Source organism: Lacihabitans sp. LS3-19 (assembly GCF_024343575.1).
Taxonomy (GTDB): domain Bacteria; phylum Bacteroidota; class Bacteroidia; order Cytophagales; family Spirosomataceae; genus Leadbetterella.
This window is the reverse complement of record NZ_RJUA01000002.1, coordinates 1-13,369: the sequence shown is the minus strand read 5'-3', so window position 1 is coordinate 13,369 and position 13,369 is coordinate 1. Positions and strand designations below refer to the sequence as shown.

11 protein-coding genes are annotated in these 13,369 nt (G+C 33.4%); 8 read left to right on the top strand and 3 right to left on the bottom strand.

Features of this window, described 5'->3' with window-relative positions:
- The first annotated feature begins 5 nt into the window (after nt 1-5).
- The 6 genes from infB (at nt 6) to EGI22_RS02400 (ending at nt 7,616) form a co-directional block, all read left to right on the top strand.
- Entirely contained in the window at nt 6-3,071 is a 3,066-nt protein-coding gene (gene infB / locus EGI22_RS02425; RefSeq protein WP_255066090.1) for a translation initiation factor IF-2, read from the top strand.
- 127 nt (nt 3,072-3,198) lie between these two features.
- Complete coding sequence (locus EGI22_RS02420) at nt 3,199-3,840, top strand: O-methyltransferase (protein WP_255066089.1); 642 nt, start codon at nt 3,199-3,201, stop codon at nt 3,838-3,840.
- A gap of 1 nt (nt 3,841) precedes the next feature.
- Nucleotides 3,842-6,025, top strand: coding sequence for a LysM peptidoglycan-binding domain-containing protein (locus tag EGI22_RS02415; RefSeq protein WP_255066087.1), 2,184 nt, complete (start codon nt 3,842-3,844; stop codon nt 6,023-6,025).
- Nucleotides 6,026-6,595: a DUF3109 family protein gene (locus EGI22_RS02410; RefSeq protein WP_255066085.1), complete on the top strand. Its 570-nt coding sequence runs from the start codon at nt 6,026-6,028 to the stop codon at nt 6,593-6,595.
- Nucleotides 6,582-6,899: an MGMT family protein gene (locus EGI22_RS02405; RefSeq protein WP_255066084.1), complete on the top strand. Its 318-nt coding sequence runs from the start codon at nt 6,582-6,584 to the stop codon at nt 6,897-6,899. The genes EGI22_RS02410 and EGI22_RS02405 overlap by 14 nt, the downstream gene beginning before the upstream one ends.
- A gap of 246 nt (nt 6,900-7,145) precedes the next feature.
- The gene (locus EGI22_RS02400) at nt 7,146-7,616 is read left to right on the top strand and encodes an Lrp/AsnC family transcriptional regulator (protein WP_255066081.1); all 471 of its coding nucleotides are present in this window, start codon (nt 7,146-7,148) and stop codon (nt 7,614-7,616) included.
- A gap of 33 nt (nt 7,617-7,649) precedes the next feature.
- On the opposite strand, the gene EGI22_RS02395 is transcribed toward EGI22_RS02400, so the two are convergent.
- Nucleotides 7,650-8,870: a lipopolysaccharide assembly protein LapB gene (locus EGI22_RS02395; RefSeq protein ID WP_255066080.1), complete on the bottom strand. Its 1,221-nt coding sequence runs from the start codon at nt 8,868-8,870 to the stop codon at nt 7,650-7,652.
- 133 nt (nt 8,871-9,003) lie between these two features.
- Between EGI22_RS02395 and hpt the strand changes: the two genes are divergently transcribed.
- Nucleotides 9,004-9,537: a hypoxanthine phosphoribosyltransferase gene (hpt, locus tag EGI22_RS02390; RefSeq protein ID WP_255066078.1), complete on the top strand. Its 534-nt coding sequence runs from the start codon at nt 9,004-9,006 to the stop codon at nt 9,535-9,537.
- On the opposite strand, the gene EGI22_RS02385 is transcribed toward hpt, so the two are convergent.
- The gene (locus EGI22_RS02385) at nt 9,511-10,455 is read right to left on the bottom strand and encodes an ABC transporter ATP-binding protein (protein WP_255066077.1); all 945 of its coding nucleotides are present in this window, start codon (nt 10,453-10,455) and stop codon (nt 9,511-9,513) included. The genes hpt and EGI22_RS02385 overlap by 27 nt on opposite strands.
- A 62-nt stretch (nt 10,456-10,517) precedes the next feature.
- Between EGI22_RS02385 and EGI22_RS02380 the strand changes: the two genes are divergently transcribed.
- Nucleotides 10,518-11,225, top strand: coding sequence for an NUDIX domain-containing protein (locus EGI22_RS02380; RefSeq protein ID WP_255066075.1), 708 nt, complete (start codon nt 10,518-10,520; stop codon nt 11,223-11,225).
- A 4-nt stretch (nt 11,226-11,229) separates the two neighbouring features.
- Here the strand turns inward: EGI22_RS02380 and EGI22_RS02375 are convergent.
- The coding region (locus EGI22_RS02375) for an Ig-like domain-containing protein (protein ID WP_255066074.1) at nt 11,230-13,369 on the bottom strand (2,140 nt) is incomplete at its 5' end.

Genomic DNA, 13,369 nt, shown 5'->3' with positions numbered 1-13,369 from the left:
TATTTATGGCAGAAGAAAAAATGATGCGACTTAGCCAAGCGGCCAAGAAACTTAACGTAGGTACAATTACCATTATTGAGATTCTGAGCTCAAAAGGACATCGTATTGATAATAATCCAAACGCCAAACTTACATTTGACCTGCTTGAAGTATTATCAAAGGAGCTTAATGCTCCTGAACTTGTAGGAGATTCAGGTAGTGGTTCATCATTGACCAATGCTTCCGAGTCTTCTTCGAATATCGAAAGCGATAGCGATGAAATATTATATTTCAGATCTGAGCCTGAACCTGAGAAAAAGGAGGTTGAAGTAAAAGAGCCAGAGGTTAATGAACCTGAGAAAATAAAAATAGAGCATAATTTGCAAGGGCCAAAAGTTCTTGGAAAAATAGATCTAAACGCTAGAGGTCCAAAGAAATTTATCTCAAAAGAGGAGAAAATACCTGAGCCTGTAATTATACCAGAAGAAACTAAACCTGAACCTTTCGTAGAAGAGGTAATTATAGAAGTTGAAAAACCAACTGTAATAGAAACCCCAGTTACTGTAGTTGAAGAAGTTGTTGCTCCAGTAATTGAGGAGAAAATCTCTGAGCCTGTGGTAGAAGTTCCAGAAATAGAACAACCAGTTATAGAACTACCAATAGCAGAGAAAGAAATAGAAACTCCAGTCGTTGAAGTTATTGAAAAAGCGGTAATTGAAGTTGTAGAACCACAAGTTGAAGAAAAAGTTACTCCTGTAGTAGCAGAAACTCCAAAGAAAGAGGACGTTATAGAAGAGGTTCTTCCTCCAAAACTAATAAAAGCCCAAGGAGATAAACTTCAAGGTTTAAAAGTACTAGGAAAAATAGAGTTGCCAGTAGAGCGTAAGCCACTTACTAAAGAAGAGCTTAAGCAAAAACGTAAGAGAAAAAGAGTTATAGTAGGTGGCGAAAAAGTTGGTGATACAACCAAGTCTAATTTCGAAAATCATAGAAGAGATCCGAAAGTCACCGGGCCAAATACAAATAGGCCACAACCACAGGGTCCACCAAATACAGGAGGACAAAGACCTCCAATAAATACAGGAACTGGACCTGCACCAACAGATAATAAACCTTCAACGAATGCTGGAGGTAAGAAAGATTTCAAAAAGGGAGGAAATAGAAAGGAATCGGTTTCGCAAGACGATGTTCGCGACAATATCAAGAGCACCATCTCTAGAATGCAAAACAAAGGCAATGAGTTTGGATCAAAATATCGTAAGGAAAAAAGAAAAACTCGTGCTGAAGCTCAAGATGCCTTAGATCAACAAGAACTAGAGCAAAGCGGTACTTTAAAAGTAACTGAATTTGTTTCAGCTTCTGAATTAGCTTCATTGATGGATGTCTCTGTTAATGAAGTGATAGCAAGTTGTATGAAAATGGGAATTTTCGCATCAATTAACCAAAGGCTTGATGCTGAGACCATTCAATTAATTGCTTTAGAATTTAATTTTGATGTAGAATTTATAACTGCAGAAGAAGAAGTATCATTTGATACTGAAGTATTAGTAGATAAAGAAGAAGATTTAATTCACCGTGCCCCTATCGTAACCATAATGGGTCACGTAGACCATGGTAAAACATCCCTTTTGGATTATATCCGAAGATCAAAAGTAGCCTCTGGTGAGGCAGGAGGTATAACACAGCACATTGGTGCTTATTCAGTTAAGATAAATGAAGGTGCTAACAAAGGAAAATCAATAACTTTCCTAGATACTCCCGGTCACGAGGCATTTACTGCAATGAGAGCAAGAGGTGCAAAAGTAACTGACGTTGTTATCATAGTGATTTCGGCAGATGATAGTGTAATGCCACAAACCAAAGAGGCTATAAATCACGCACAAAATGCAAATGTTCCTATTGTTTTTGCTTTTAACAAAATAGATAAACCAAACGCCAACCCAGCTAAAATCAGAGAAGATTTATCAAAAGAAAATATTTTGGTGGAGAGTTGGGGTGGAAAATACCAAGAACAGGAAGTTTCAGCTAAATCTGGCTTAGGAATTGACGATCTTTTAGATAAAGTATTGCTTGAAGCAGAATTATTAGATTTGAAAGCCAATCCTAACAGAAATTCAGTGGGAACAGTGATAGAAGCCTCACTAGATAAAGGTAGAGGATATGTATCAACTATATTAGTTGAAAACGGAACACTTAAAGTAGGCGATATTATGCTTGCCGGTCAATATTATGGTCGTGTGAAAGCAATGACTAACTCTAAAGGTGAGAAAATTAAAGAGGCGGGTCCTTCACAGCCAGTTCAAATATTAGGTTTACCTGGGGCACCACAAGCGGGAGATAAGTTTAATATAATGGAATCTGATAGAGAAGCTCGTGAAATTGCAAATAAGAGAGAGCAACTCAATAGAGAGATGAGTATTAGAGCCAAGAAACATATTACCTTGGATGAAATTGGCCGAAGAAAAGCAATCGGAACCTTTAAAGAACTTAATGTTATCGTTAAAGGCGACGTGGATGGATCGGTTGAAGCACTTTCTGACTCACTATTAAAACTATCTACTGACGAGGTACAAGTAAATATTATCCATAAAGCTGTAGGACAAATTTCTGAATCTGATGTAACATTAGCTTCTGCTGCAGATGCCATTGTAATTGGTTTCCAAGTAAGACCTTCCAATAACGCCAAGCGTATTGCAGAGTCAGAACAAATCGAAATTAGACTTTACTCTATTATCTATGATGCCATCAATGAGATAAAAGATGCAATGGAAGGTTTACTTGCTCCTAAGGAGGAAGAATTTGTAACTGGAAATATTCAAGTTAGGGAAGTATTTAAAATTAGTAAAGTTGGTACTATCGCTGGATGTTATGTAACTGACGGATTTGTAAAACGTAACAATAAGGTGAGAATTATCCGCGAAGGAATAGTAGTTCATGAAGGTGAAATAGCTCAATTGAAGCGTTTCAAAGATGATGTGTCTGAAGTGAAAAACGGTTATGAATGTGGATTAAGTATCAAAAACTTCAATGATATCATGATGGATGACATAATTGAAAGTTACGAAATCAGAGAATTAAAACGTACATTATAAAATAAAAATTAAGAAAGCCTTCATTGGCTTTTTTAATAGTATTTAATTTTCATTTTTTTCTGAAAATATAATATTAACAATAAATTTGGAATTTACAAAATAATATTTTTATTTTTGCATAAGATATATGGAGTTTATTAACCAAGAAATAGAAGAATATTGTACGCTTCATAGTAGTTTGGAGCCAGAAGCTCTTAAAGTGATAAATAGAGATACTCAGGCTAATATATTGAAGCCTAGAATGTTATCAGGTCATTTACAGGGCAGGTTGTTGTCTATGCTATCGAATATATTGCAACCAAAAAATATTTTAGAAATTGGTACATATACTGGATATTCAGCTATTTGTTTAGCTGAGGGATTGGCTAAAAATGGCAAACTGGTTACAATAGAAGCAGACGAAGAACTAGAAACGAGGATTTTAAAAAACATTGAATTGGCAGAAATGTCAAAAAAAATTGAGCTAAAAATTGGAAATGCTCTCGATGTTATACCAACTTTAACTCAAAAATTTGATTTAGTTTTTATTGATGCTGATAAACTAAATTATATAAAATATTATGATTTGGTTATAGAAAAATTAAACTTAGGTGGTTTGATAATTTCGGATAATGTGCTTTGGGACGGTAAAGTAGTTGAAGAAAATAAAAAAGACAAAACTACCGAACTTTTAAGACAATTCAATAACCATTTGTTAAATGACAATAGAACTCAAAAAGTGCTTTTACCCATAAGAGACGGCTTGTTTGTCTCAAGAAAAACAAAATGAAATGAAAAAAATTTTTGCTTTCCTGTTTATTATTCAAAGCTTCCAGGTAATTCAAGCTCAAACGCAACTAAGTATACCTGAAGCACCAAAAAAGATTGAATTTGCAAATGTATTAATAGAACTTAATCCTGATGCTTTAAAGGCTGTAAATTCAGAAATAACTAATTTGTTGACTCCTCAAAACAAGTTTTTAGACCAAAAACTAGAAAGAATGCAATGGTACTTTCCCATAATAGAAAGGATATTAGAAGAAGAGGATGTGCCTGAGGATATGAAATATATAGCCGTTATGGAAAGCTCTTTACTACCTGAAGCTATTTCTAGTTCCAATGCAGTAGGTTATTGGCAGTTTAAAGAAGCTACAGCTAAAGAGCTGGGCATTAGAGTAGACAATAACCAAGATGAAAGAAAGAACATATACTTCTCTACAAAAGCTGCAGCTTTATATATGAAACGAAATAACTTGATTTTCAAAAATTGGGTTTCCTGCATGTTAGCTTACAATCAAGGGGTTCAAGGTGCTTCAGATAAAATTCCAGTTGATTGGTCTTTCGCATCTGAAATAAAGTTTGATGAAAACACTCCTACCTATTTAATTAGAGCACTCGCTCATAGAATTGCATTTGAACATCGTCTTAATAGATTAAAAGATTCTCCAAGAAAATTCATTGAATATCCAACCAAAGGCAAATCCTTAGCGGAAATTGCGGTAGAACTTACAACAGATATAACAGAATTAAGGAAATACAATCCATGGCTTTACGCTCCAAATATTCCCGAAGATAAAGATTACAATATTTTGGTAATTTCCAGAATTGAAGATGCTGATGAAATTACAGCGAAAATTCAAAAAAGAAAAGATGCAAAATCTTTAGATATTGGTTTTCCTCAATTAAAAAGGATAACTATGGTTTCTACATCTCCAGACTCCCCAATATTCTATGAGATAAATGGTAAAAAGGGAATCTTAGCACAATCTGGAGAAGAAGTAGCTCAACTATCAGCTAAATCAAAAATGAAAATCGGAAAGTTTTTGTCTTATAACGACATGACAGACAAAGACTTAACAAAAGAAGGAAGTATATATTATTTACAAAAGAAAAACAAAAAGGCAAAAGTACCTTATCACACAGTTACTGGAGAACAAACCCTGTGGGATATTTCACAAATGTATGGGGTGAGATTAAAAGATCTATTAAAATATAATAGAATGAAAAACTCACAAAGATTACAAGCTGGTAGGGTAATCTGGATGCAAAAAACTAGACCAAAAAATCAACCAATTGAGATAATCCAAGAGGCTATTCCGGATAAAGACAGATACCCTTCAAAAGAAGAAAGCAAGAAAATAACTGAAGAAGTTGTATCAAATACACCGCCAGTAAAAGAAAATTACGAAGAAGTATCTAAGCCTAAAGAGGTTATTAATACCAAAGAACCTAAACCTGAGACTAAAATTGTAAATAAATCAATTGACGATGGCCTTGATATTGATGATGATTTATTTGAATCAAAATCGACAAAAAAGACAACTTCAACTACAAATGTACCAACTGAAACGCCAAAGGCAGTAAATACTTTACATAGGGTTCAAAGAGGAGAAACACTGTTCTCTATAGCAAAAAAATATGGCCTAACTGTTGATCAGCTGAGAAAACTTAATGGCATGAGTTCTTCAGATGCATTAAGAGCAGACCAATTGTTGACAGTAAAAAAAGGAGGGAACGCCACTACTTACGAAGAGGTAAAAACAACGCCAACTACAGTAAAAAGAGATGAAGAGCAAACTAAAACTGCTCCAATTGTAAAAGAAAACAATACAAGTTCAGCTAAATTCCATACGGTTGGTTCAGGAGAAACACTTTATAGTATTTCTAAAAAATATGGCGTAACTGTAAGTCAAATAAAAGCTTGGAATGATTTAAGTTCAAATAGCATTAGCCTTGGGGAAAAACTAAAGGTATCTGCCGGAAGTACATACTCAAATACTTCTAAAATTAACACTACAACAGAATCAAAAGAACCAATTTCGAACTCAGGATCAATTGTTCATATAGTAAAATCAGGTGAAACGCTGTATAGTATTTCTAGAAAATACAATGTAAATGTTGCAGATATCAAGAAGTGGAATAACATGCAAACCAACAATATTAGCGTTGGCAATAAAATTATAGTTAAGAAATAAATGATTTTAATAGAAGATACTTGTATTAGTGATGATGTTGCTGATAAATTTTTCGTTTGCGATATCGAAAAATGCAAAGGAGCATGCTGTGTTGAAGGAGACTTAGGTGCTCCTTTAGAAGAGGTTGAATTGCCTATTTTAGATGAAATTTATGAGAAAATAAAGCCTTATCTATCTGCTGAAGGAATCAAAGCAATAGAGAAACAAGGAAAATACATTAAAGATTGGGAAGGCGATTATTCTACCACAACTATCGACGAAAAAGAATGTGCTTATGCAGTCTATGACAAAGCTGGAATTCTTCAATGTGGTATAGAACAAGCTTATAATGATAAGGTTATTGATTTCAAAAAACCAATTTCTTGTCATTTATATCCTATCCGAATCACAAAATATGAAAACTATCACGCAATAAACTATGATAGATGGAGTATATGTTCAGACGCCTGTGCATTGGGTGACAAATTAGGAGTGGAAGTTTACAAATTCTTAAAAGAACCATTAATTAGAGCTTATGGAGAAGAATGGTATGCACAACTTGTGAAAGAAATAGAAGATGCAAAGGTTTGAGGAAGTTTACGAAGTAGTAAAACTCATACCAAAAGGTAGAGCAACCAGTTATGGTGCTATAGCTAAATATTTGAACACTGGAGCAAGATTGGTAGGCTGGGCAATGAATGCCGCACATGGACTATTAGATGTACCAGCACATAGAGTGGTGAATAGAAATGGTATACTCACAGGGAAACTGCATTTTGAAAGCCCCACAAAAATGCAAGAGCTCTTAGAAGCAGAAGGTCATACGATAAAAGAAGATAAAATTCTCAAATTCAAAGAAATATACTGGGACCCAGTAATAGAATTAGATATATAAACCAGGGTCTATATCGAAGCATAATAGTTAATCCTACAAATTTTATTTGAATCGAATTTGTTATTTTACACAAAGATTAAAAGCAGTATTTGTTTTTGTAATATTTTTATTTAAAATGTCAATAAACAAATAAATCAGATAAAAGAATAAACAATGAAAAAGAAGTCTATTCAATAAATTTAAAATTAAAATTTTAAATACTATATTTACACCAAATAAAATTCTGAATACTTCAATCAAACTAAAATGGCAGTCGGTAAATTGGATCAAATAGATCACAAACTTTTAGAAATCTTACAGAGTAATGGTAAAATTACCAATGCTCAACTTTCAAAAGAAATAGGACTATCACCAGCTCCTACACTTGAGCGTGTAAAAAAATTAGAAAATACGGGCATTATAGAAAGTTACCATGCACAAGTAGATCGCGAAAAAGTTGGTCTAGGTGTAATGACCTTTGTGCAAGTGACTTTATCAGGACACAGAAAATCCATAACTGAATCTTTTGTAAAAACAATAGAAAAAGTACCTGAAATAATTGAATGCCATCACGTTACAGGATCTTGCGATTTTCTTTTAAAAGTAATTGCTAGAGATATTGCTTCATATCAAAACTTGATAATGGATACGATAAATGAAATCGAGGTAGTTGCAAGTACCCAAACCATGGTGATTTTGTCAACTTTCAAAAACACCAAAGTTTTACCAATACCTTGAGATATTAATATTAAGTATAGTAAAAGGAGGAATTTATTTTCTTCCTTTTTTTTGTGCTTTTAATTTTTTAGTCAGATCAGATAATGCTTTTTTTGCTTCAATATATGACGAGGACTTTTTATCTGAATTCTTCAAAACTTCTGCAAAATACTCAACTGCAGCTTTATTGTCATTTTCAGTAATGGCTAATTTACCAAGAGCTAGATTTGAAGCAACATAATAGCCTGATTCTTTGGTATCATTACTTAATGAATAATTTATACATTTTGTATAGTAAAACTTAGCCTGCGTATTGTTCCTTTTATAATGTTGATTTACGTAAGCTAAAATATAAGCACCATACCTACCATCATTGTCGCCGTATCCATACTTTTTTTCCTCCAGCCTTTGCATTAGTTCATTTGCATAAATTTCTGCCTCTTCTAATCTTCCCAATGCAAACGAATTTCTTGCTACATATCTATGAAAAAACGAATTATTGGGATACAGACCATGCATTTGTCTAGCCATCATGAGTGACTTAGCTGGCTGATTTTCTGAAGCGTAAATTTGGATAAGAAAATATCTAGCTTCCATTCTTGAATAAAAAGCATTGTTGGCAACATTTTCCAATTGTTTAATGCCTAAGTTTTTATCCCCTTTCCTGAAGAAAGTCAAGAGTGGTTTTAAAGATTTATAGTTTTCATGAATCCATTTAGAATAATAATTATAAACACCATCTCCAAACAACAATTCAGGATTAATATTCTCTTCTCCCCTGCTGTAATCCAAGTATTTCATTGCTTGTTTGCCAGCCCAAGCTGCTTTCACCCATTTCTCACGCTCGGCGTAAAGTCTACCCTTGATAGCGTATGCTGCTGATAGAAAAAATGCAGCTTCCTTATTTTTTTTATTTCTATCAAACATATCATCGGCTTTGTCTATTGCCTCATCCATATAGGCATGACATTGGTCATCAAATCCAGTCTGTTTTGTATCTGGCACTATTTTCCACCATTCATTTAAACCCAGAAGGAAATCTCCTAGAGGGTGCTCGGGATACTTTACCTTCAACCACTTGTACTCTTGCTCAGCTGCATAAAAATTAAAATTATACATGTTATTTACAGCAGCCGTTGTGCTTATTTGCACTCCCCTATCTAGCAAAAGCATCTCTTCTTTGGGCTTTTCTTTTCCATTCAAAAAAGAAAAAAGTTGAGCTTCACTGGAGAATGAAACAAAAAATGCCAAAACAACACCAAATACTTTTTTCAATACTTTATTTTTTAACAAAAACGAATTATGCTTATTACTAATTGCAAGACAAAATTAGAGAATTTTAAATTTCATTTATTAAAAAAGAGATTCTTAACAAATTATTATTTTATTTTACATTAAAAATCTAAAAATGGTAGAAGTACTTGACTTGAAGTTTAAAGAATTAATAAGTGCAGAAGAAATACAAGCAAGAGTAGATGATATATCGAATCAACTCAACACAAAATATGAAGGCAAAAATCCCATATTCTTAGGCATACTTAACGGGTCCTTCCTTTTTATAGCGGACATCTTCAAAAAACTTTATATACCATGCGAAGTGAGTTTTCTAAAAGTCAACTCCTATCAAAACACAAGCTCAACTGGTAAAATGAAGGAGCTCATAGGTTTGAATCAATCAATAGAAGGTAGACATATTGTGATATTAGAAGATATTGTAGATACAGGAAGAACGTTGGATTTTATTCTAAAAACCTTAGAAATACATAAACCAGCATCGATTTCTGTAGCCACATTACTCCATAAACCTGAGGCCACCCTCATTCCTATTTCTTTAGATTATGTCGGATTTGAGATTCAAAACCAATTTGTAGTAGGCTATGGCTTAGATTATAATGGCTTTGGCAGAAACAGTAGTTCAATTTTGATTAAAGTCGATGACTGATTTAAGACTAAATCTGATCTTTTGACCAATTGGCATTGGTTCTTTATTTAGACAAAATATAGTTTCGCCTCCAAATTCAAAGATTAATTCGTAAAAGTGGCCTTTGAAAATATTATCTAAAATATTGGCTTCGTATTCACCACTTTTGTCTAAAACTATATTTTCTTGTCTGACGAATATTTCCTTTTCATTTATTTTCAGGTTAAAACCATTGCCTGTTAACAATGCCACATATTTGTTTTTTGGAGTATGATAGATATGTTCAGATGTGCCTTTCTGTATCATCCTACCATTTTTAATTATTAAAAGCTCATTAACAAGTCCAAATGCGTCATTAATATCATGTGTAACCAAAATAGATGCGATATTCTCTTTTTTTAAAACCGCATTTAAATTTAGCATAACTTTTTTCTTAATTATTTGATCAAGATTAGCAAACGGCTCGTCTAAAAGTAATACCGAAGGTTCATCCGCAATAGCCTTGGCCAACATTACTCGTTGGATTTCTCCTCCTGACAATTCCCTAGGAAATTTGGTCAATAAATGAGCAATTCCAAAGTCTTTAGCTAATTTATTAACTCTTTTAGTTTGGTAATTTTTTTGAAAAAAACGGAGCTCATAAGCTATGTTTTCAAAAATGGATATATTTGGAAAAAGTGTATTTTGTTGATTTACAATTTTTATTCTTTTATGACCAGCAATAAGTTTTTTTGACGGTGGATCGAGTTTCTCTCCCTCTAATAACACAAAACCTTCAGTGGGCTCAATCAAACCAGCTAGGATCTTTAACATAGTGGTTTTACCTGAACCAGAATGACCAATAATACCTAAAGTTTTTCCTTTTTCAACTTTTAAAGAAATGTTCTTTAGAAAAAAACTATCTGAATATGCGAAATTTACTTTCTTTGCTTCTATCATAATTAACAAAAGTAGAGGGTATTGTCCAATTTTTTTTTATTAATTTGTAAAAAAACCTATATATGCTCGACCTCTATAATAAACAGACCAAATGTTTGGTTGCACTTGATTCCATAATTTTTGGCTTTGATGGCGAAAATCTCAAAGTTTTACTTGTTAAAAGAGGAATTGAGGATAACCTAGAGACTTGGTCTTTAATGGGAGGTTGGCTGCAAGAAGATGAGGGTCTAAATGAAGCTGCAGATAGGATATTGTTTGAACATACAGGTTTAAGAGATGTTTATTTAGAACAATTAGCTGCTTTTGGAAATCCATTTCGCGACCCTGTAATGCGTACTGTATCAGTAACTTACAAAGCCCTTGTAAACATAGAAGATTATGACCACAAACTAGCCAATAAAGTAACAACAAAATGGTTTTCCTTAAAAACCTTACCCAAACTTTTGTTTGACCATGCTGAAATGGTGGCATTGGCTGTTGAAAGATTAAAAGCTAACGCCTCTCTTTATCCTATTGGATTTGAACTTTTGCCAGACAAATTCACTCTCCCACAATTACAAAATCTGTACGAAGCAATTTTTGATACTGAATTTGATAAAAGGAACTTTACAAGAAAAATATTAAGCACCAATATTCTAATAAAAATGAATGAAAAGCAAAAAGGCTTTTCAAAAAAAGGGGCTTTCTATTTTACTTTAAATAAAGAAAAATACAAAAACAATTCGGCTTTTAATTTCCTGTCTTTAACTAATCCTGACAAAATCCTTTAGTTTATTATTTCACTTTTTTAATTATAAAAGGAATACAAATTTCTGCCGGACAGTTGCACCCAATCTCGATCATATCAACTGTGTAATCATTATAACAATCTGAAGAATTGTAAACCCTAACTGTATAAGTTTGAGTTACATTACTGATGTTATTCAAAATAATACCATTTGCAGGAATAACTTGTTTTACTCCAGCGTTACCAAAATTGAAACTTGTACCTTGAGAAATTTGATATTGTGAACCTAAATCAAATGCAGAAACTGTTATTTTTCCATTATTCATAGACTTGGTACCTTGACAACCAGAGTTTGTAGGTTCTACCACAACATTTGGCAATCCATTTACAGTTAAATTGAAAGATTTAATTGCAGAACATCCACTTCCATTTGTTATTTCTACTGAGTAAATGCCAGATTTTGAAATATCTACATTTGGAATAATTAAAGTATCGCCTGAATAAGTAAAACCATTTGGCCCACTCCAAACATAATTTGAACCCATATTAATTGGAAGTTCGAATTTAGTACCTGCACAAATCGAAGTATCTGATAAAACTCCAGGAATTACACATACTATACTTTCTTCATCTTCAGCAATTAATCCACTGTAATTAGCAACTCTACTATCAGGGTCGTATTGATTACTCCATGTGACTTCAGCTATATTATTGTAAATAATTGTATCTGCAAAAGGTTTAACTTTTACTGTGAAACTTAGGATTAAAGAATCTCCATTAGAAATAGATAAATTACTCCAAACTATATTTGAATCAAGATAGAATCCACCGTTTGAAATATTTGCCACATTATCGAAACCATTAGGTAAATAATCTTTTACTTCAACCCCTGTGGCATCATCAGGTCCATCGTTTTTAACTCTAATTTGGAAAGTAACAATTTCACCAACAACAGGAGAAGGATTATTAATCGACTTTTTAATAGACAAATCGGATTGTTTTGGAACTATAATTACAAATGCTTCATCATTTTCCAAGACATTACCATTATAGTTATTTGGAGTGCTATTTGGATCTACTTGATCGCTTTCTGTTACTTGAGCAATGTTTTTGTATTCATCCAAATTACCTGAAGGTGCGTTAACGATGGCAGTATATGTAAAGCTTGTATCCGCATTGACATTTAAGTTTCCTATTTCCCATGTAATAGAATCATTTATATAACTTCCGTTTGAAGTAATATTCGAAATTCCGCTAAAACCAATTGGCAAAGCATCTTTGATTTGAACATTCGTCGCTACTGATGGCCCAGCGTTATGTAATTTGATGGTAAATGTAATCGTATCTCCGACATTTACATCTTGTGTATTTACTATTTTGAAGAGGATCAAATCTGCACCAGTATAAGTAATTTTAATTTCTGCCAAATCAGATAAGCCTGTACCTTTTTCTACCAAATTATACGTTATTGGATTTGGATTTCCGTTAAAATTATTCTCAGGAGTAAACGTTACTTGTCCCGTTAAACTATCATATACAAAAGTGCCTTCACCCAAAACTATTAAAGTATCTTGAATACCAGGCGTATTTATATCTAAATCAACCCAAATTTGATTTGAAGAAGGATTTAAACCTGTAGAAAGCGTATCATTTTTAATAATATTAATAACCACTATACTTCCATAAGGATTGTTTAAACTACTATCGTTTACGGCTACTGGCTGCTCTTCTATTACATCAATAAAGATCGTTGCAGTACTATCTAGTCCTGTGCTCTTCTCTATCAACACATAGTCGATTGGCGTTGGATCTGTTACAAAAGTAGGCTCTGGCGTAAACGTTACATTGCCGCTTAAGCTGTCATATACGTACATGCCTTCTCCTGCTACTATCAAGGTATCTTGGATACCTGGTAAGGATGGATTAAGGTCTACAGATACCTGCGTTGCATTTGGATTGAATCCTGATGACAAGCTATCGTTGGCTATGATGTTGATTACTACTGGTACGCCTATTGGGTTGTTGCTGCTTGTATCATTTACAGCTACTGGCTGCTCTTCTATTACATCAATAAAGATCGTCGCTGTACTGTCCAAACCTGTGCTCTTCTCTATCAACACATAGTCGATTGGTGTTGGATCTGTTACAAAAGTAGGCTCTGGCGTAAACGTTACATTGCCGCTTAAG